The sequence below is a fragment of the Chimaeribacter coloradensis genome (genome assembly GCF_002858715.1).
Taxonomy (GTDB): Bacteria; Pseudomonadota; Gammaproteobacteria; order Enterobacterales; family Enterobacteriaceae; genus Chimaeribacter; species Chimaeribacter coloradensis.
Map to the genome: position 1 here is coordinate 13,478 of NZ_PJZH01000034.1, position 19,799 is coordinate 33,276.

Consider the following 19,799-nt stretch of genomic DNA (forward strand, 5'->3'; position numbering starts at 1 on the left):
ATAAGCAGGGCACAAGCGTTTTCCGGCAGCCAATGAGCCTGCCGGTCGGTAGCCCGGTACGAGTGTGGGGGGATTTATAGCACAGTGATTTGCGACATTAATCAGTCTGGAAAAGAATCAGAATAAGATTAGAGGGATACATAATCAGCGCTTATTGGACGAAAAAACCCAAGGCCGGACGGGCGGCCTTTCAGGGTAAAGTTGTGTAAAAAAGTGGTAAATTTATCTGATAGGTAACTTTTCCGAATAAAACCAGCCAACACCCCTGAAACGGGTCAACGCCGCGTAAGATTACCGGCCAACGGCCACCCACTGCATCTCCACACAGGCGTAGGCGCGACGGGCGCGGGCTGAAAAGTATTCGCTGTCACGCACACGGGTAAATCCCTGGCGCAGGTAAAACCCGGCGGCATTGGGGGTGGAAGAGAGCGTCAGCCCCGGAAAGCCACGCCGCTGCGCCTCCTGTTTGATCGCCGTTAAAATCGCCGTGGCGTACCCCCGGCCTTCATGCCCGGGCAGGGTAAAGATCGCCTCAACGCTCTGCTGCTGTAAATCCAGAAACCCGGTCGCCACCAACCGCCCCTCCGCCTCCATCACATAAAACGGGTTCTCCTCTATCGCCCGGTAGTAACCGGCAGGCATCACATCCGGCGTAAAGGCCGCCAGCGCGTCGGCGTCATACACATCGCGGCAGCCGTGGCGCAGTGCCAGATTGCGGATAACCCAGGTCTCTTCTGCATCTTCTGCGTGTGCCAAACGAATCCCCATTGCTCCCCCTTGTGATTTTCCTTACCAGCCTGATGGGACAGTAGCCGGGCGTGCGCAACAGGGCAATATGCCGTTAAGTTTTTGTAAAAGCAGGCAACGCCTGACGCAGGCTTAACTACCCTTTAAACAGGTGTAAAAACAGTGGCGAACAAGAGGAGATGACATGGCGGACAATGCGCAACAGGAAGAGATGATCTATCAGGCCTCGGCCCCGGCAGACCGCCAGGCGGCGGCGCTGGTCAGCAAAATGACGCTGGATGAGAAGATCATGCTGGTACATGCGCCGCTCGGCTTTCCGCTGGAAGCGGGCAAGGGTAAACCCGCCGGGGCGGTCGGCTCTGCGGCCTACACGCCCGGCATCCCGCGCCTGGGCATCCCCGGTTTGCAAGAGACGGATGCCAGCCTCGGCATCGCCAACCCCGGCAATATCCGCCCTGATGACCGCGCCACCGCGTTGCCCTCCGGGCTGATGAGCGCCGCCACCTTCTCGCCGGAACTCGCCCGGCGCGGCGGGGAGATGCTGGGGGAAGAGGCGCACGCCAAAGGCTTTAACGTGCTGCTGGCAGGGGGCATGAACCTGATCCGCGAGCCGCGCAATGGCCGGAATTTCGAGTACCTGAGTGAAGACCCGCTGCTCACCGGGCGGATGGCCGGGGAGGCGGTGGCGGGCATCCAGAGCCGCCATGTGGTCTCGACCGTCAAACACTACGCCCTGAACGCGCAGGAGACCGGGCGGGTGCAGGCGGACTCGGTCATAGAGGAGGCCGCGGCGCGGGAGTCCGATCTGCTGGCGTTTCAGCTGGCGCTGGAACGCGGTCAGCCGGGGTCGGTGATGCCGGGCTACAACCTGATCAACGGCGAATATGCGTCTGAAAACAGCTTTTTGCTGAACCGGGTGCTGAAAGGGGACTGGGCATACCCGGGCTGGGTGATGTCTGACTGGGGCGCGACCCACTCCACCGAAAAAGCGGTGATGGCGGGGCTGGATCAGCAGTCCGGTGAAGAGCTGGATAAAGCGCGCTTCTTCGCCGAACCACTGAAAAAAGCGGTGGAAACGGGGCAGATCCCCGAAGCGCGGCTGGATGATATGGTGCACCGCATCGTGCGCAGCCTGATCGCGGTGGACGGGCTGGCGCAGCCGCCGCGCCCGCGGCCGGTGGATGAGGCTGCCCATGCTGACGTCGCCGCGGAAGTGGCCCGGCAGGGCATGGTGCTGCTGAAAAATGCCGGGCAACGCCTGCCGCTCAGCGCGGATGTGCGGCGGATTGTGGTGATCGGCGGCGATGCGGACAAGGGCGTCCTCTCCGGCGGCGGCTCCAGCCAGGTGGTGCCGCCCGGCAGCGTCAGCCTGCCGACGCCGTTCCAGAATGCGTTTGTCAGCAAACGCATTCTGCACCCCTCCGCGCCGCTGGCCGCGCTGCGGGCCGCGTTACCGCAGGCGGAGATTGAGTATGATGACGGGCACGACCCGCAACGCGCGGCGCAGAAAGCCGCGGCGGCGGATGTGGCGATCGTCTTCGCCTGGCAGTGGATGGCGGAATCGGTGGATGCGCCGACCCTTTCCCTGCCGGAGAACCAGGATGCGCTGATCGCGGCGGTGGCGCAGGCGCACCCCGGCACCGTGGTGGTGCTGCAGACCGGCGGGCCGGTGAAAATGCCGTGGCTGGAGAAGGTCGGCGCGGTGCTGGAGGCGTGGTATCCCGGCAGCCGGGGCGGCGAGGCGATTGCCGACGTGCTCAGCGGCAGGGTGTCGCCCTCCGGCCGGTTGCCGGTTACCTTCCCGGTAGACGAGTCCCAGCTTCCGCGCCCCGGCATGCCTGACCCGGAAAGCACTACCTCCATGCCGGGGCTGCCGCTGAAGCAGCCTATCCGCGTGGATTACAATATCGAAGGCTCGGACGTCGGCTATCGCTGGTATGAGCGCCAGGCGATCACGCCGCTGTTCCCGTTCGGCTACGGGCTGACCTACAGCCGCTTCCACTACCATAACCTCAAAGTGGAGCCGGTCACCGGCGGCGGTCTGCGCCTGCGGATGACGGTCATCAACAACGGGGCGCGTACCGCCACCGACACGCCGCAGTTCTACCTGCGCAACGGCAGCAGCGGCCACGGCTTTGTGAAACGGCTGGTGGGCTGGCAGCGCATTACGCTGAAACCCGGGGAGAGCGGGGAAGTGGCCGTGGACGTCGACCCGCGCCTGATGGCCCGCTGGGACAACGGCAAGGTGCAGTGGCACCTCTACCGCGGGGATTATCAGGTGATCGCCGGGGCGCACGCGATGGATGACGCCCTGAGCGCCACCCTGCACCTGCCGGAAGGCTGGCTGGCGGTCAACGGCCAACCGGTGGCAGAAAAGTAACCGCGCCGGTTTTCCGCCATAAAAAAAGCCGCGACGAACCGCGGCTTTTTAATATGTTACGCAATCAGAACATCCGTTTGAAATTCAGCATCAGCCCCCGGTCGCTGATGCCGTCCTCGCGCCAGCTATAGGCGTCGATGCCGAGTTGGGTGTTCTCGCGGGTGTAGCTGACCCCGGCCTGCGCCAGGCCATTCAGGCCGCCGCCCTGCTGGCCGTCCTCCACGGTGAAGGTCTGCCCGTTCATACCCTGCAACGATGCAGTACGGCGGCTTTTGTTGTAACTCAGGTTCGGGCCGCCCTCCAGCGAGGCCTTCACCGCCCAGCCGTTTTTCCCGGCATAGCCCAGCGTCATCCCGATAACCGAGTCCACGGCGGTTTCACTGCCGCGGCCCATCGTCAGGTTGACGTCACCCGCACCCTGTTCGCGGTAGCCGCTCCCGGTGGTATAGCGCATTTTCAGCCCGGCGAACGGCGTGACCGTCAGCCCCTCCTGCACGGTGTACGTTTTCTCCCCGGTGCTGCGCAGCTCCAGATACTGCTGGCGGCTGTCGGCGCTCGCCACCTTGTTGATGTCGCCGTAGCGCACCGTGCGGTTGCTGCTGAGGTTATGCAGGTCATAACGCAGCGCGTTCGTCCAGTTCAGGCCGCTGTCAGTGAGGGGCAGGGTGTGTGCCAGGCCGAAGAACTGGCTGTAACCGCCGGTGATGCCGTTATCCCCGGGGCGGTTGCTGCCGTTGCCATCCAGCCGGGCAATACCGTACGCCAGCGCCAGCGTCTGGTTGCCCGCGAACGACAGATGCTGGCGCAGGGCCAGCATGTCGTAGGTGGTGTCATTGCCCAGTTCGGCACGCTGGTCACCGCGCGCGACCGCGTTAAACGCCAGCCCGTTGGCCGAGACCGGCGCGGCATCAGCCAGCATGTCAAAGCGCGTACTCAGTACCCGCGCATCCCGTGCGACGCGCTGTGCCTGGCTGCCGGAGAGCTGTTTCATCGCACTGTTAAGCTCAGCGGCACTCTTCACGTTCAGGCTGTTAAACAGGGCATTGTTGGTGTAGGCGGCGTCCAGGGCTTTTGCCATGCTGCTGACGCCCGCGTCCGTCACGACCTGCGCATAGGCGTTTTTGGTCATGGTCACATCCACGTTGCCGCCGGCGTCTTTCTGGGCTGCCGCTGACCAGACCACGCTGGCGGATGTGATGTTCTGCTCGCCCTGAATATCCCGGCCGACAAACACGTTGTCGAAAGTCTGGGTTTTGGCCGCTGTCCCGGCGGTAAAGCCGGTGTCCACGGTCACATCCTGAATCACGGCGCGGTTGGCGGCCAGCGTCCCGGCGCTGCCGTCTGCGCGGGTGCCCACGGTGTACTGGCTGAGCGCGACCGGGGCCGTCGGGTCAACCGGCAGGGTGTAGCTGGCGTAGTGTACTTCGGTGTTATCCCCCGTGTTGCCGTTAACCCCGGCGACCCCGACCCCGGCCTCTTTCACCAGGCCGCTGCCTGCCCCGGTGAGGTTCACCGTGCCGTTATTGACGAGGCGGCCATTTGCGCCGAGGCGGCTGAACGCGTAAGAGTTGCCGGCATGGATGTTGATAGTGCCGTTGTTCTCCAGCACCGCGTCGGCCGTGGCTCCGGCATCAAGTTGCATGGCAATCATGCCCGTCTCCGTGCTGCCTTCACTGCCGAGGTTAAGGGTGCCGTTATTCACCAGCTGGGCATTCTGGCTGCCCCTCATGCCGATGGCACCGTTGCCGCTGAGCGTGATCGTCCCCTCGTTAAGCGCCTTCATGTTTTTGCTGCCGTCGCTGAAGTTAACGGCAATTTTATGGTTTCCCGTGCCGGTGGCGGCAAAATTCACCGCCCCCTGGGGCTGATTCCAGAACCAGCCGGTAACGTCGGCGGCGGTTTGCCCGTTACGTGAGTTAACGAAGGTGACTTTGCTCACGTTCGCCGTACCGTTGTTGATAATGACACCGGCACTGTTCAGGTTAACGGCACCGCCGTTATTGCCGTTGGTGAGGGTCAGGGTACCGTGGTTAACCAGGGTCCCGCGGGTGCCGATATAAATCGCGTTGGCGGTGTTCTGGGTAAAGGTTCCGCTGGTGTCATTCAAAAACAGCGACGTATCGCGGATATAGGTCAGCCCCTTATCTTTGACGCTGCCGGCTGTCGGGTCAGCCACCATGCTGCCCTGGTTGGTCAGGGTGCTGCTGCCGTAAAGGTCGGCCCCTTTGGTCAGCGTGCCGGTATTAACAAGGTTGCTGCTGCCGCTGGTTCTTATATTGCCGTTCACGGTACCGCTGTTATTCAGCGTGCCGCCGGTGAAACTGAGTGTACTGGCCCCATAACTGCCGCCGTTAAGGGTACCGGCGTTATTCAGCGTGCCGGTGGTGTTGACCGGGGCATCAATGACCGCCCCGCTTTGATTGGTCAAGGTGCCGTCTACCAGCAGGGTGCCGCTGCCGTTCACCGTGCCGGTGTTGCTGACGGTGCTGCCTTCAAGAATAACCGTACTCTCTGCCAGGGTAGTCACGCCGCTTAAGGTGGTGCCGTCAGTAAATTCAGGTGTGGTCACGCTGCCGCTGTTATCCGCCGTGGCCGGCACCCCGGCGCCCAGAGTAATCTGCCCGCGGTTGATAATGCGGTTATTAACATTCCCGTCAGAAAAGAAAGCGACGCCGTTTTCGGCATTGATATTAATGATGCCGGTGGTGTCATTAATGGCTGTGCCCCCGCCATACGCTGCCATACCAGACAAAGGCTCATTGCCGGTGTAATTTTCATTTTTAGCCAGGTTGATAGTGCCCTGGTTGATCACCTGATTCGTCGTTCCGTACGCCACCATACCGGCACCGGCGTTATTAATGGTAATCGTGCCGCCCTGGCGATTAATTGCGACCGCACCGGAAGCGGTGCCTGCATAGTTATCTAATCCTGCATTCATCCCTATAGCAAAACTGCGGTCTAAATTTGAAGGAATGTCTGGGGAAAGTTCAGTCTGATCATTGGGATTTTTCCACATCGCATCCGCATTGATGACGCCATAGTTTTCTGCCTGCCCTGTATCACCTGCTTCCATGGCAACGCCTCTGCCATACATTTCTAATGTACCCTGAGCGTTATTGATAATAGAGGCTGAGGTGCCCACGGCAGCCATAAGCTCTATGGAGGCGACTGAGCTATTGGCTGAAAAATCATTTGTCGTGCTATATTCTTGATAGAGATTGATTATACTATTTTGATTCATGACTTTGCCGGTAAGCGTGCCCTCATTTACTGCACTGGAACTCTTCCGCGCCGCCAGCGCAGTAAAAGGCCCGCTTTTCATCTCCCGGGACTTGCTGGTTCTGTTTATTTCAACTTTTCCTTCATTATTTATCGCGGAGTCTGTATCGGTGAGTTTAATAAATATCATATCTTCTATAAAAACCTCGCCCTTAGTAACAGCCGTCGCTCCAGATGATAGAGAAATGATGTTGCTCGGGTCCATGAAGAAGTTATAGTTAGTAATCTGGGCATCCCGGTTATCAAATGTTGCCCCGTCCGTTATTTCAAGGTGTGCGCCCTGGGATAATGTAATTAATGGGCCGCTGTTTGCCGGGAATTCTCCGCTCATGCGGGAAGCACCGCTGAGATAGATCGAGGATTGCCCCTCAACCTGGATCAAAGCAGTATTACCCTGTCCGGTACGGGCAGTAGCGATGGCATCTCCTGCAGTAATATCTCTCATTTGATCTTTTTCACCAACCAGCTCAATACCTTTCAAAAAATCCACCCGATTTCCATTCCCGCTGATAATCGCGCCGTTGATATTTTCCTGAGATCCAGCCTTCTTGGAATATTGGTGACCCGCATCTTCCGTATCCGCTATCACCTGCAAATGCCCATCCAGCACTACGCTATTATTACTGCCACCCACCTTAATCCCGGTAGACGGGATATAAAAATAATCAGCCGCCAGCGCAGAGGCTTGATCTTTATCGACTACCATATTGCCGGTCAGGGTGACGGCGTTGGCTTCCCCCTGCACATCCACGCCCGTTGACTGATAGCCGGTGACGGACATGGTAGGTGACGTCAGGTTAACGCGGTTCTCTTTGCCGGAAGTTTTCAGGCCGGTGGAAAAATCAATAACTTCCAGTGTGCCGATTTGATTAACTTCATTACTGTCACCTGCGATCCCCAGCCCCAGGCTGGGCCGGGTAGGGTCAGTACTGTGGACGTGTAAATCGCCTACATTAATGACGCTGTTGCTGTCACCGTTGACGTTGGTGCCGGTGCTGCCGTCACTGACGTCGGTCGCACCGTTGTTATTAATTGTATTGTTGTTGCCGGTGATATCAGTGCCCGTTGCTCCATCCGTGATGCTGCTGCTGCCATTATTGTTAATGGTATTATCATCACCGGTGACATTGGTACCTGTTGCGCCCTCCGCAACGCTGCTGTTGCCGTTATTATTAATGGTATTTTCATTACCAGTCACATCCGTGGCGATAGATCCTTGCCCGGTGGCGGTGCTGGCACCCTCATTGTTAATAATATTACTGTTGCCGTCTATTTTGGACGCCGTACTGCCGTTCGACGCGTCAGTTCCTCCGTTGAAGGTAATCGCATAATCATCACCCTGAATATAGGTGCCAATTTCCCCAGGTTCGTCCGCAACTACTTTATTATCATAATTAATGGGAGTTTCATTATCGCCGCCATTATCTCCGCCATTATCACTGCTGCTGCCGGCATCACTATCATCATCATTGTTATTCGCGATTACCGCGATAGTCACGGCCAGTGCCGCTGCGCCACCCGCTATCCATGGCCAGTTTTGTTGCAGAAACGTGGGAGGTGTCCGGCATTGTGACGGCAGCGCAGCGCGTTGCGCCTGCGATAATTTACCGATATCCGTCGGACAGCCTGCTGCTGGTTTTTGATTGCCAATTTCATCGGCTGATAAACAGTGATGACTAAAAATCAATGCGATAGAGATTGATGTTAATTCATTCATTTTCATGGTGGTTCCTCGTGATGCGGGCGTCGCATGGCTGCACAGCAATAAGAAGCTGGCCCGATAACTATTTATAGGGTTAAATGGTTCCATAAATAAACTGTTATTTTCGGCGAAATTTATCCAGATAATAATAAAAGTGCGTGAATCCATAGGGTAGTGCCGTAATGTGTAGATTTTTATGTTTTTTATTTATAGTCGTAAAGTGCTAAAAAATTATCGTGATAATTAAACTATAAAATTATTTTGAGTGTTTATTAATGATGATATTTTCGCAGGCGCTGAATCAATTTGTCAGAAAAAATGCCTGGCGATTTTATTAATTATGATCGGATGTGATGTTTAGTCAAGAAAGCGTAAGGGGTGTAAATAAATATAAAAAACCACCGGGACTGTCCGGCGGTTTTGTAAAAGAGGCAGAATTTACTTCACATGCAATTTATCAATCGACGGAGTGCCGAGCATGATCGGGTCGGTGATCACGTCTTTATCGTTGCGCACCTCCGCGACATCCTTCGCGGTGATCGCAGGCGCTTTATTGCCCCAGCTGCTGCGGATGAAGTTCACCACGTCCGCCACCTGCTGGTCGTTCAGCCGCCAGCCAAAGGCGGGCATGGTGATGGCGCTCGGCGCGCCGTTCACGCCCGGCAGGGTGTCGCCGGTCAGCACCACATGGATCAGCGATGTCGCATCGTCGGACTGCACCACCGGGTTGCCGCGCAACGCCGGGAAGAATCGGGTGTAGCCTTTGCCGTCGGTGCGGTGGCAGGCGGCGCAGCTGTCCACATACAGGGACGCGCCGGGCTTGCTGTCATCACCTTTGAACAGCTGTTGCGCCACGGTGTCATCAGGTTTGAACGCCGGTTGGGCCGGGTCAGCCGGTTGCAGTGACTTCAGGTAACGGGCGATGGCGGTGGCATCATCTGCGCTCAGGTATTGCAGGCTGTGCTCGACCACGCTGGTCATGCCGCCAAAGGCGGCGGTGTGGTCATTGCGGCCGGTGCGCAGGAACTGCGCCAGCTCCTCTTCGCTCCAGCGCCCGAGGCCGTCTTTGTTGTCACCGCGCAAGCTGGTGGCGACCCAGCCATCAATTGGCGCGTTGCTGCCCGCCAGGTAATCACTGCCTTCGCCGTTGTTCAGCGCTTTTTCCTGCATCGTCACACTGCGTGGCGTATGGCAGGCACCGCAGTGGCCGAGGCCTTCCACCAGGTAGCGGCCGCGCGCCAGCACCGGGTCTTCCCCGTTCGCGGGCCGGAAGTCTTTCACCTCCGGCGCAAAGATGCCGCGCCAGAAGCGCAGCGGCCAGCGCATCGACAGCGGCCACGGGATGTCGCTGTCGCGGTTGGCGGCCTTCACCGGCGCCACGCCGTGCATAAAGTAGGCGTAGAGGGCGCGCATGTCACTTTCAGTCACCACCGCATAAGAGGGGTAGGGCATCGCCGGGTAGAGCGTCTGGCCGTTTTTGGCAATACCGTGGCGGACGGCGTTGTCGAAATCCTCAAACGCGTAGTCGCCGATGCCGGTCTCTTTGTCCGGCGTGATGTTGGTGCTGTAAATGGTGCCGATCGGCGTTTTCATCCCCAGGCCACCGGCAAACTCGGTGCCGCCCGCCGCCGTGTGGCAGGCCACGCAGTCACCGGCGCGCGCCAGGTATTCGCCGCGCGCAATCTGTTCGGCGCCGTTGTCCTGCGCCCACGCGCCCACGCTGATGGCACCCAGCGTCAGGGCAAAAATCATCTTTTTCATGGCTTGTTCCTTATGCCTGCACCAGCGGACCCGGGTTTTTCAGATACTGATCGCGGATGGCGCGCGCCGACCAGTAGGTCAGGGCGGCCACGGTACCGGTAGGGTTGTAGCCCAGCCCCTGCGGGAAGGCGGACGCGCCCGGCACGAAGACGTTATGCACATCCCAGCTCTGCAGGTAGCGGTTCACCGCGCTGGTTTTCGGGTCTTCGCCCATTACCGCGCCGCCGTTCATGTGGGTGGTCTGGTAGATGGTGGTGTCGAAGTGCTGGCCCGGCTGTTTCGGCGCACCGGAAATCACTTTCGGGTTCATCGCTTCGGCAATCTTGTGCATCCGGCCATGCATGAATTGCGACATTTTGATGTCGTTCTCCTGCCAGTCGAAGGTCATGCGCAGCAGCGGCTGGCCGTGGACATCTTTGTAGTTCGGGTCGAGATCCAGATAGTTGCTGCGGTAAGACTGGTGCGCGCCGTGGGCATCCATCGACAGGTGGTGGGTGTAGACGTCCGCCACTTCCGCTTTCCACTTGCTGCCCCAGGCCGGGGTGCCCGGGCGGGTCGGCAGGCCGGAGATCGGCTTGGTGCCCGCCTGGTTAACCCAGAACGGCGACCCGCCGACAAAGCCATATTTGCCGTGGTCGAAGTTGTCCGCGTTGAAGTCATCCACCCCGACGCCCGCACCGCCCGCGCCGATAAACGGATTGGTGTGCACATCTTTGTCAAAGAAGGCTTTGATGGTGGAGATGTTCTGGTAGGCGAAGTTACGGCCGACCACGCCCTCGTTGGTGACCGGATCGTACGGTTTGCCGATGCCGGAGAGCAGCATCAGGTGGACATTGTGGAACTGGAACGCGGCGAGGATCACGATGTCCGCCGGTTGCTCAATCTGGCGGCCCTGCGCGTCAACGTAGGTCACGCCGGTGGCGCGCTTTTTGTCATCGCTGAGGTTAACGCGCAGCACATAGGAGTTGGCGCGCAGCTCAAATTTCGGCTCCTGGCGCAGCGCCGGCCAGATGTTCACATTCGGCGAGGCTTTGGAGTACATGTAGCAGGCGTAGCCGCTGCAATAGCCGCAGAAGTTACACGGCCCCATCTGTGCGCCGTAGGGGTTGGTGTAAGGGCCGGAGGTGTTGGCGGAGGGCAGGTCATACGGATGGTAACCCACCGACTCCGCTGCCTGCGCGAACATCTGGGCGGAGAAGGTGCGCTTCTGCGCGGGCAGCGGGAAGTCGCTGGAGCGGTCAGGCGCGAACGGGTTGCCGCCTTTGCCTTTGCCGACCACCTTGCCTTTGATGCTCCAGGCGCTGCCGGAGGTGCCGAACACTTTCTCCGCTTTGTCGAAGTAGGGTTCCAGTTCGTCATAGCTGACGCCGAAGTCCTGGATGGTCATCCCTTCCGGGATAAATTTCTTGCCGTAGCGTTCTTCATAGTGGCTGCGCATCCGCAGTTCCATCGGGTCGATGCGGAAATGCACCCCTGACCAGTGCAGCCCCGCGCCTCCGGTACCGGTTCCAGGCAGGAACGCAGCAAGCTGGCGATAGGGCTGGGCAGTCTGGCTGCTGTTGTGGCGGATGGTCACGGTGCTCTTGGAGAGATCCTGGAACAGCTTACGGCGGATGTTATAGGTCAGCTCGTCGATCACCTGCGGGTATGCGCCGTCCGGGTAGGTGTCCCGGTGCGGGCCGCGCTCCAGCGCCAGCACGTTCAGGCCCGCTTCCGTCAGCTCTTTGGCCATAATCGCCCCGGCCCAGCCGAAACCAACGATCACCGCATCTACTTTTTTCATGACATTTGCCATCTGTTACGCCCTCTCACCACGAAGGGATACCGGCGGGAAGGGGTAACGCTCGCCCCGTTCCACCCAATCCATAAAATCTGCCCGTGCGCCGGGGAAACCGATCAGTTTCCAGCCCACCATATTCTGGTTGCCGCCGTGCATCGGGTCACTGAAGAAGCCCTCGCGGGTGTTCTGCAGCAGCATGGCGAAAAAGGTTTTTGACGGCACCTGCGGGAAGTCCGCTTTACCGGCTTCCATCTGGCTCAGCATTGCATCTTGTTGATCTGCGTTGAGTTCGGCGAAGACTTTGCCGTGCTGTTTTTTGGCAAAGGCATCGGCATCCGCCAGCCCGAGGCGGTAGACGTCCCGCGGCACCAGCGGGAGCTGGTAGCCCAGCGCCGGGTCTGCATCCGGGTTGAACGGCCCCTGCATATACCAGTTGGAACCGGTTGCATACGGGGTCGACATTTGGCGGTCGATGTATTCGGGGGCCCCTGCTTCCAGTGCGCCGGGGCCGCGATCATCCGCCGGGATCAGGCGTGCCACGGCCGCCTTGATAAAGGCAAACTCTTCAGCGGTAAAGAAGGTGGGGGTGTAATCCTTGGCGTTCTGGTTGGCCGGCGCGATATCTTCCGCGGCATCCGCTTTAGCCGGGGAGGTCAACGCACCCAGCCCGCTGGCACCGATGGCCACAGCCGGGGCCAGGGTAATGGTTTTCAACAAGAAATCCCGGCGGGAGTTTCCTGAAAATTTTTTAGACATTTACTGCGCTCACTTACTTATGTAATACAAAAAATTAACAAGCCCGCATTAAATTCTCATTTGTTTACCTTTTCTTTGCATTTAGAGGGATTAAATATAATCTTACAAATTAAGTGGTTACGGTGAATAAATGTACAAGACGCGGCGGCTGGGAAGGGAAGGCGATAACCGGAACAGTTTGGCGAGGGGAATGCGGGGGAAGGGTTATAGGAAAATTGCCCTGACAGATTTTTCATAGATTTTCTGAAAAACCTGTTGGGTTGCAGGGCAATGTGTGGGGGCATGAGGGTGATAATCCCGGCTTACCCGCCCGGTTGCCAAATCGCGTCGCGCACGTGGATCGGGCGGGGCAGCAGGCCGAGGGCGTAGAAGCGGTCGGCAATGGTTTGCTGGTCGCGGATCACCTGGTTGTCCATCAGTTGGGTGCGGTGGCGGCGGCGGGCCAGCGCCTGCTCCAGGGCGGGTGAGGGCAGGCCGAGTTCACCGGCGAGGTGGCGGGCGGCCTGCGCCCGTTCGGTGTCGATGTAGTGGCCGGTCTGTTGCAGGGCGTGCAGCAGCGGCTGGAGGATGTCGGCGGAGCGGGCCGCGTAGTCGCGCCGTGCCAGATAAAACTGCTGGTTCAGCACCCGGTCCCGGCCGTCGGCAATCACCCGCAGGGTGCCGCTGCGCTCGGCGTCGCTGAGCAGCGGGTCCCACATCATCCAGGCGTCGGCGGCGTGGTAGTCGCTGGGGGCCAGCGGGTATTTCGGCGGCGCGTAAACAATGCGCACATCCTCCAGCGTTAACCCCTCTTCATCCAGCATCTGCACCAGCAGGTAGTGCACGTTCGACCCTTTGTTCACCATGATCCGCTTGCCGCGCAGGTCAGCCAGGGTGCGCACCGGGCTGTGGGCCGCCACCACCATCGCCACGCTTTGCGGGGCGGGCGGGTCGTAGGCCACATAGACCAGCGGGCTGCCGTCAGCCTGGGCGAAAATCGGCGGCACTTCGCCGGTGGTGCCGAAGTCGATCTCATTATTCTGCAACGCCTGCAACAGTTGCGGCCCGGCCGGGAACTCGCTCCACAGCACCGAGACGTCATGCTGGGCGAACAGCGTCTCCAGGCTTTGCCGCGCTTTAAGGATGCCGAGGTTGCCGAACTTCTGGTAGCCGATGCGCAGCTCGCGCCCGGCGGGCGGGCGGGGCGGGGTGAGAGCCGGGTGGGCAGGCTTATTGCGCCCTTTGATCACCCCCATATTGGCAAGGTGGGTGCGCAAACTGTGGCGGCTGATGCCGAGCAGCGCTGCCGCCTGCATCTGGTTGCCGTCGCTGGCCGCCAGCGCGTGGCGCACCAGCGCATTCACCATACGCGGCAAGAGTTGCGGGGTGCCGCCGGCCAATTGCTGGCGGATGAACCCCTCCAGCCCGTCATCGGCACTGTCCGGCGCGGGCGCTTCCTGGTTCAGCCGCAGCTGGCGCGGGGTAATCTCGCGCTCTTTATTCAGCAGCACCGCATTATGCAGGGTGTTTTCCAGCTCGCGCACGTTGCCCGGCCAGCTGTAGCCGCGCAGCGTCTCCAGCGCTTCCGGTGAGAGCTGCATCTGCGGGCGGCCGAGGCGGCGGGCATACAGCTTGAGGAAATGTGCCGCCAACACCGGAATATCCTCACGGCGCTGGCGCAGCGGCGGCAGGGTCACCGCCGCCACGTTCAGCCGGTAGTAGAGATCCTCCCGGAACCGTTTCTCGCGGATCGCCTGCGCCAGATCGACATGGGTGGCGGCAATCACCCGCACGTTGATGCGCACCGGCTGGCGGGAGCCGACGCGGGTAATCTCACGCTCCTGCAACACCCGCAGCAGCTTGACCTGAAGCGACAGGCTCAGCTCGCCGATCTCATCCAGCAGCAGGGTGCCGCCTTCTGCTGCCTCAAACCAGCCCTGCTGCCGCTGATCCGCGCCGGTAAACGCCCCCTTCTCATGCCCGAACAGCTCCGCTTCCGCCAGGCTTTCGCTCAATGCGCCGCAGTTTACCGCCAGAAAAGGTTGCTGACGCCGCGCGCTGTGGTGATGCAGATAGCGCGCCACCACCTCTTTGCCGGTGCCGGTTTCGCCCACAATCAGCACGGTGGCATCGGTGGGGGCCAGCTGGTCAAGCAGGCTCTGGAACGCCACAGAGGCGGGGTCGATCAGCACCGGGTGATCGGCGGCATAAGGCAGCGGGCTTGGCATGGTGTGAACTCCTGACGGCAAGGGTGGGAAAAGCTTATCCCACTGCAACGCGCCGGACGAGAGGGGCAGAGGCCACCGGCGTTGCAAATGCAACAGCCTGCGCAGGCCGGTTGTTGCATTTGCAACAACGCGGAGAGTTGCCGGCTTCCACAACGCGTTGAAAATCATAAATAAATTATTGATGCGGAATTGGCACGCATTCTGCTTTCTCTTTTATAACCAAACTCGGATATTCATTCGATAAATAACAGATAACGTTATATAGGAATCACATATGAGCCAGGCAGCAGACGGGACAATCAAAGTTTTCTGGTTTTTACCGACCCACGGTGACGGCCGCTATCTGGGCACCACGCAAGGCGGTCGCCCGGTTGATTTACAGTATTTACAACAGGTTGCGCTGGCCGCGGATAACCTCGGCTACTACGGCGTGCTGATCCCGACCGGCAAAAGCTGCGAGGACTCCTGGCTGGTGGCCTCGGCGCTGGCCCCGATCACCCGGCGGCTGCGTTACCTGGTGGCGGTGCGCCCCGGTTTGCAACCACCCAGCCTGGCGGCGCGCATGGCCGCGACGCTGGACCGGCTCTCCGAAGGGCGTTTGCTGATTAACGTGGTGACCGGCGGCGACCCGGTGGAGAACAAAGGCGACGGCATTTTCCTGAGCCATACTGAACGTTATGAAGTCACGGAAGAGTTCCTGAACGTCTACTCCCGTCTGCTCAAAGGCGAAAAAGTGGACTTCGAAGGCAAGCACATCCACGTCGAAGGGGCGGAGATCCTCTTCCCGCCGGTGCAGGAGAACGGCCCGCCGCTCTACTTCGGCGGCTCTTCACCGGAAGCGATCGACGTCGCTGCCGGGCAGATTGACAGCTACCTGACCTGGGGCGAGCCGGTAGAGCAGGTGGCCGAGAAGATTGCGGTGGTGCGCCAGCGGGCAGAGGCGCGCGGCCGCACCCTGAGTTACGGCATCCGCCTGCATGTGATTGTGCGGGAGACGGAAGAGGAGGCATGGGCCGCCGCCGACCGCCTGATCGCCCATGTGGATGAAGAGACCATCGCCGCGGCGCAGAAGATCTTCGCCCGCATGGACTCCACCGGGCAGGCGCGCATGAGCGCATTGCATCAAGGCTCGCGTGACGGCCTGCGCATCGGCCCGAACCTCTGGGCGGGCGTCGGGCTGGTGCGCGGCGGCGCGGGCACCGCGCTGGTGGGCAGCCCGGAGCAGGTGGCCGAGCGCATCCGCGAATATCAGGCGCTGGGGATCGAGAACTTCATCCTCTCTGGTTACCCGCACCTGGAAGAGGCGCACCGTTTTGCCGAGCTGGTGATGCCGCTGCTGCCGCTGGACAGTGCCGCCCAGCCGCGGGCGCGCACCGTGAACACCGGGCCGTTTGGGGAAACCATCGGCGGCGATAAGCGACCGGGAAAATAGGTTTCCGGGCGGACTGTCGCCCGTTCCCTCTGCCTTCAAAGGAGCATGTGATGCCTGAGCAACCGAACCGTACTGCCCCTATCCAGTTTGCCTACTGGGTGCCGAATGTCTCCGGCGGGCTGGTGGTCAGTAAGATCCCGCAGCGCACCGGCTGGGATGCGGAGTACAACCGTACCCTGGCGCAGATCGCCGAACGCGCGGGGTTTGATTACGCCCTGACCCAGATCCGCTTTACCGCCGGTTACGGGGCGGATAACCAGCACGAGTCGGTGGCCTTTTCCCAGGCGCTGCTGGGCGCAACGACGCGGCTGAAAGTGATCGCCGCATTGCTGCCCGGCCCCTGGCACCCGACGCTGGCGGCCAAACAGATCGCCACCATCAGCCACCTCAGCCAGGCGCGTATTGCGGTGAACATTGTCAGCGGCTGGTTCCGCGGCGAGTTCAAGGCGATAGGCGAACCCTGGCTCGACCACGAAGAGCGTTACCTGCGCTCCGAGGAGTTTATCCGCTGCCTGCGGGGGATCTGGCAACAGGAGAGCTTTACCTTCGCCGGGGATTTCTACCGCTACCGCGACTATGTGATGAAACCCAAACCGCTCGACCCGTTGCCGGAAATTTTCCAGGGCGGCAGTTCGCGGGCGGCACGGGACATGGCGGCCCGGGTCTCGGACTGGTACTTCACCAACGGCAACAGCGTGGAGAATATCCGCCGCCAGATCGACGACATCCAGGCCAAAGCCCGGGAGAACGGCCATCAGGTGAAGATTGGGGTCAATGGGTTTGTCATCGCCCGTGACAGTGAGCAGGAGGCGCAACAGGTGCTGCACACGATTCTGGCGCACGCCGATCCGGCGGCGGTGCAGGGCTTCCACCATGAGGTGCAGAATGCCGGGCGCGCCTCGCCGGAGGGCGAGGGCAACTGGGCGGCCTCAACGCTGGAGGATCTGGTGCAATACAACGACGGGTTCAAAACCAACCTGATCGGCACGCCGCAGCAGATCGCGGAGCGCATCATCGCCTATAAAAATGCCGGTACGGATCTGATGCTGCTTGGCTTCCTGCATTTTCAGGAGGAGGTGGAGTACTTCGGCCGGGAAGTGCTGCCTCTGGTGCGGGCGCTGGAGCAACAGCAGCAGGCGGTGGCGGAGCATGGCTAAGCCGCGGGTGGTGATCATCGGCGGCGGCTTCACCGGTACGGCGCTGGCGATCCATCTGGCGCGCCTCAGCCCGGAGGGGCTGGCGATCACGCTGGTGGAGCCGCGCCCGCTGCCCGGCCACGGCGTCGCCTATTCGGCGCAGGACCCGGCGCACCGCATCAATGTGCCGGCCGGGCGGATGTTCCTCTCCGCGGCGGAGCAGGGGGAGTTTGAGCGCTGGTACCAAAGCAGCCCCGCCTTCGCCGATGACCCGGCCGCGCACTGGGAAGACGGCAAACTCTACCCGCAGCGCGCCGCGTTTGGCCGCTTTGTGGCGGAGAAATTCTTTGAGGCGGCGGCCACCACGCCTTCGACGCTGCGCCATCTGCGTGACCGGGCGACGCGCCTGCACGGCTGCACCGTGGAGACCGCCGGCGGCATTGAACTGCGCGCCGAAGCGGTGGTGCTGGCCATCAGCCACCCGCCGCCCGCGCTGCCCGGCTCCGTGGCGCACGCGCTGGGCAACAGCCCGGCGCTGATTGCTGACCCGTGGCTGCCCGGCGCGCTGGACGCCATTGGTGAACGGGAGCGGGTGGCGGTTATCGGTACCGGCCTGAGCATGGCGGATGTGGTGGCCTCGCTGCACCGGCGCGGCCACCGCGGCCCGTTGATCGCCTTCTCGCGCCGCGGCCTGCTGCCACGCCCCAATGCACGCGGCGACTATGCACCCTGGCCGTTCCTGCCGGCCACGCTGCCGCAGCTCTCCCTGCGCGGCTGGCTGCGGCGTACCCGGCAGGAGATCGCCGCGGCGGCGGAGCTGGGCGTCAGCTGGCAGGCGGTGCTGGACGAGGTGCGCGCGCGTGGCCAGCAGATCTGGCCGTCGCTGTCGCTCAAGGATCAGAAACAGTTTTTGCGCCACCTGCGCCCGTGGTGGGATGTTCACCGCTACCGCATCGCGCCGCAGGTGGCCGCCGCCATCGGCAACGCGCAGGCCGAAGGGCGGTTGCAGGTGCTGGCCGCGCGGTTGCAGCACCTCGCACCGCACGGTGACGCCGTCACGCTCTCCCTGCAACTGCGCCACGGCGGCACGCAGCAACATCAGGTTGACCGGGTGATCGTCACCACCGGCCCGGCGCACGGCGCGCTGCTGGAGAGCCAGCCGCTGCTGCACCAGCTTGAGCGCCAGGGCGTGTTACAGGCCGATCCCCTCGGCCTCGGCATTCTGGTAAACGGCCATGCTGAAACCCTGAACCGGCAGGGCGAGGCCAACCCGCGCCTGCTGGTGGCCGGCCCGGCGGCACGCGGCCGCTTCGGCGAGCTGATGGGGCTGCCGCAGGTGGCCGAACATGCCGAGGCGGTGGCCCGCCGCCTGCTGCATAACCTGCACACCGGCGGGCGATGTCCCGCGTCACGCTGATCCCTGATTTCCCCCTTTACTGACCCCCTGCCCGTGCGGGCCAACCGGCCCGGCGGGTGCCTTTTGGAGAATGTTATGTCTCAGCAACCGACCGTGCCTGGAAAACGTGAAATCCGCCTTAATGCTTTCGACATGAACTGTGTCGGCCACCAGTCCCCCGGGCTGTGGGCGCACCCGCGCGACCGCTCCTGGGAGTATAAGGATCTGGCCTACTGGACCGATCTGGCGCGCCTGCTGGAGCGCGGCAAGTTCGACGGCCTGTTTATCGCCGATGTGCTCGGCGTGTATGACGTGCTCAACGGCAGCGGCGAGGCCGCCATCCGCCAGGCGACGCAGGTGCCGGTAAACGACCCGCTGGCGCTGATCACCCCGATGGCGCTGGTGACGGAGCACCTCGGCTTCGGCCTTACCGCCTCGCTGTCGTTTGAGCACCCGTACCCCTTCGCCCGCCGCCTCTCCACGCTCGATCACCTCACCAAAGGGCGCATCGGCTGGAACATCGTCACCTCCTACCTGGAGAGCGGCGCACGCAACCTCGGCCATTCGGCGCAGAGCGACCACGATGCGCGCTACGACTATGCCGATGAATATTTGCAGGTGGTCTACAAGCTGCTGGAAGGAAGCTGGGAAGAGGGCGCGGTGCTGCGTGACCGCGAACGCCGCCTCTTCAGCGACCCGGGCAAAATCCACCCGATTAACCATCAGGGCACCTTCTTTCAGGTGCCGGGGATGCACCTGTGCGAACCCTCGCCGCAGCGCACGCCGGTGCTCTATCAGGCCGGGGCGTCGAGCCGCGGCAAGCAGTTTGCCGCCGAACATGCCGAGTGTGTGTTTGTGGCTGCGCCGTCTAAAGTGCTGCTGAAGAAGACGGTGGCGGACATCCGCCGCCGCGCCGCCGAAGCGGGACGCGACCCGCGCAGTGTGCTGATCTTCAACCTGCAAACGGTGATTGTCGGCGAAACGGACAAACAGGCGCAGGCCAAATGGCAGGAGTACAAATCCTACGTCAGCTATGAGGGCGCGCTGGCGCTGATCTCCGGCTGGACGGGCATCGATTTCGGCCAGTATGCGCCGGACCAGGTGCTGAAACACCTGCACACCAACGCCATCCAGTCTGCGGTGGAGACCTTCTCGACGGCTGATCCCAACCGCCAGTGGACGGTGCAGGCGCTGGCGGACTGGGTCGGCATCGGCGGATTTTG

13 protein-coding genes are annotated in these 19,799 nt (G+C 61.3%); 7 read left to right on the forward strand and 6 right to left on the reverse strand.

Translation table 11 applies throughout. The features are described from left to right. Window positions 1-291: 291 nt before the first annotated feature. Window positions 292-768 (reverse strand): GNAT family N-acetyltransferase, encoded by a 477-nt coding sequence (locus CYR32_RS19325; RefSeq protein WP_101826753.1) that lies wholly within the window; start codon window positions 766-768, stop codon window positions 292-294. A 163-nt stretch (window positions 769-931) separates the two neighbouring features. Between CYR32_RS19325 and CYR32_RS19330 the strand changes: the two genes are divergently transcribed. Then, complete coding sequence (locus tag CYR32_RS19330) at window positions 932-3,127, forward strand: beta-glucosidase family protein (RefSeq protein WP_101826754.1); 2,196 nt, start codon at window positions 932-934, stop codon at window positions 3,125-3,127. A 64-nt stretch (window positions 3,128-3,191) separates the two neighbouring features. Here CYR32_RS19330 and CYR32_RS21500 read toward each other — a convergent pair whose 3' ends face one another. Next, a complete protein-coding gene (locus tag CYR32_RS21500; protein WP_146000729.1) occupies window positions 3,192-6,200 on the reverse strand; it encodes an autotransporter domain-containing protein in 3,009 nt (1,002 codons plus the stop codon). A gap of 567 nt (window positions 6,201-6,767) precedes the next feature. On the opposite strand from CYR32_RS21500, the gene CYR32_RS21505 reads away from it, so the two are divergent. Together CYR32_RS21505 and CYR32_RS21510 are read left to right on the forward strand one after the other, a co-directional pair. Next, window positions 6,768-7,166 carry a hypothetical protein gene (locus CYR32_RS21505; protein ID WP_146000730.1) on the forward strand — a complete coding sequence of 133 codons (399 nt, stop codon included), beginning with the start codon at window positions 6,768-6,770 and terminating at the stop codon, window positions 7,164-7,166. A gap of 196 nt (window positions 7,167-7,362) precedes the next feature. Continuing rightward, the gene (locus CYR32_RS21510) at window positions 7,363-7,737 is read left to right on the forward strand and encodes a hypothetical protein (RefSeq protein WP_146000731.1); all 375 of its coding nucleotides are present in this window, start codon (window positions 7,363-7,365) and stop codon (window positions 7,735-7,737) included. Window positions 7,738-8,546: 809 nt separating this feature from the next. Here the strand turns inward: CYR32_RS21510 and CYR32_RS19340 are convergent. The 4 genes from CYR32_RS19340 to CYR32_RS19355 all read right to left on the reverse strand — a co-directional run bounded on the left by CYR32_RS19340 (window position 8,547) and on the right by CYR32_RS19355 (window position 14,612). Beyond that, window positions 8,547-9,869, reverse strand: coding sequence for a c-type cytochrome (locus tag CYR32_RS19340; RefSeq protein WP_101826756.1), 1,323 nt, complete (start codon window positions 9,867-9,869; stop codon window positions 8,547-8,549). Window positions 9,870-9,879: 10 nt separating this feature from the next. After that, on the reverse strand, window positions 9,880-11,664 hold the full coding sequence (locus CYR32_RS19345; protein ID WP_101826757.1) for a GMC family oxidoreductase: 1,785 nt from the start codon (window positions 11,662-11,664) through the stop codon (window positions 9,880-9,882). A 3-nt stretch (window positions 11,665-11,667) separates the two neighbouring features. After that, on the reverse strand, window positions 11,668-12,405 hold the full coding sequence (locus CYR32_RS19350) for a gluconate 2-dehydrogenase subunit 3 family protein (RefSeq protein ID WP_101826758.1): 738 nt from the start codon (window positions 12,403-12,405) through the stop codon (window positions 11,668-11,670). 302 nt (window positions 12,406-12,707) lie between these two features. After that, the gene (locus tag CYR32_RS19355; protein ID WP_101826759.1) at window positions 12,708-14,612 is read right to left on the reverse strand and encodes a sigma-54-dependent Fis family transcriptional regulator; all 1,905 of its coding nucleotides are present in this window, start codon (window positions 14,610-14,612) and stop codon (window positions 12,708-12,710) included. Window positions 14,613-14,886: 274 nt separating this feature from the next. Between CYR32_RS19355 and ssuD the strand changes: the two genes are divergently transcribed. From ssuD to CYR32_RS19375, 4 genes are all read left to right on the forward strand, one after another. Beyond that, window positions 14,887-16,044 (forward strand): FMNH2-dependent alkanesulfonate monooxygenase, encoded by a 1,158-nt coding sequence (ssuD, locus tag CYR32_RS19360; RefSeq protein ID WP_101826760.1) that lies wholly within the window; start codon window positions 14,887-14,889, stop codon window positions 16,042-16,044. Between the two features lie 50 nt (window positions 16,045-16,094). Further along, a complete protein-coding gene (sfnG, locus tag CYR32_RS19365; RefSeq protein ID WP_101826761.1) occupies window positions 16,095-17,201 on the forward strand; it encodes a dimethylsulfone monooxygenase SfnG in 1,107 nt (368 codons plus the stop codon). After that, complete coding sequence (locus CYR32_RS19370) at window positions 17,194-18,597, forward strand: FAD/NAD(P)-binding protein (protein WP_101826762.1); 1,404 nt, start codon at window positions 17,194-17,196, stop codon at window positions 18,595-18,597. Before sfnG ends, CYR32_RS19370 begins: the two co-directional genes overlap by 8 nt. Before the next feature lie 93 nt (window positions 18,598-18,690). Next, a partial coding sequence (locus tag CYR32_RS19375) for an LLM class flavin-dependent oxidoreductase (protein ID WP_101826764.1) occupies window positions 18,691-19,799 on the forward strand: 1,109 nt, incomplete at its 3' end.

Bases quoted from the DNA above. Each gene is read 5' to 3' on its own strand.
- CYR32_RS19325 (WP_101826753.1), bottom strand. From the start codon at position 768: ATGGGGATTCGTTTGGCACACGCAGAAGATGCAGAAGAGACCTGGGTT.
- CYR32_RS19330 (WP_101826754.1), top strand. From the start codon at position 932: ATGGCGGACAATGCGCAACAGGAAGAGATGATCTATCAGGCCTCGGCC.
- CYR32_RS21500 (WP_146000729.1), bottom strand. From the start codon at position 6,200: ATGGAAGCAGGTGATACAGGGCAGGCAGAAAACTATGGCGTCATCAAT.
- CYR32_RS21510 (WP_146000731.1), top strand. From the start codon at position 7,363: ATGACGCTGTTGCTGTCACCGTTGACGTTGGTGCCGGTGCTGCCGTCA.
- CYR32_RS19340 (WP_101826756.1), bottom strand. From the start codon at position 9,869: ATGAAAAAGATGATTTTTGCCCTGACGCTGGGTGCCATCAGCGTGGGC.
- CYR32_RS19345 (WP_101826757.1), bottom strand. From the start codon at position 11,664: ATGGCAAATGTCATGAAAAAAGTAGATGCGGTGATCGTTGGTTTCGGC.
- CYR32_RS19350 (WP_101826758.1), bottom strand. From the start codon at position 12,405: ATGTCTAAAAAATTTTCAGGAAACTCCCGCCGGGATTTCTTGTTGAAA.
- CYR32_RS19355 (WP_101826759.1), bottom strand. From the start codon at position 14,612: ATGCCAAGCCCGCTGCCTTATGCCGCCGATCACCCGGTGCTGATCGAC.
- ssuD (WP_101826760.1), top strand. From the start codon at position 14,887: ATGAGCCAGGCAGCAGACGGGACAATCAAAGTTTTCTGGTTTTTACCG.
- sfnG (WP_101826761.1), top strand. From the start codon at position 16,095: ATGCCTGAGCAACCGAACCGTACTGCCCCTATCCAGTTTGCCTACTGG.
- CYR32_RS19370 (WP_101826762.1), top strand. From the start codon at position 17,194: ATGGCTAAGCCGCGGGTGGTGATCATCGGCGGCGGCTTCACCGGTACG.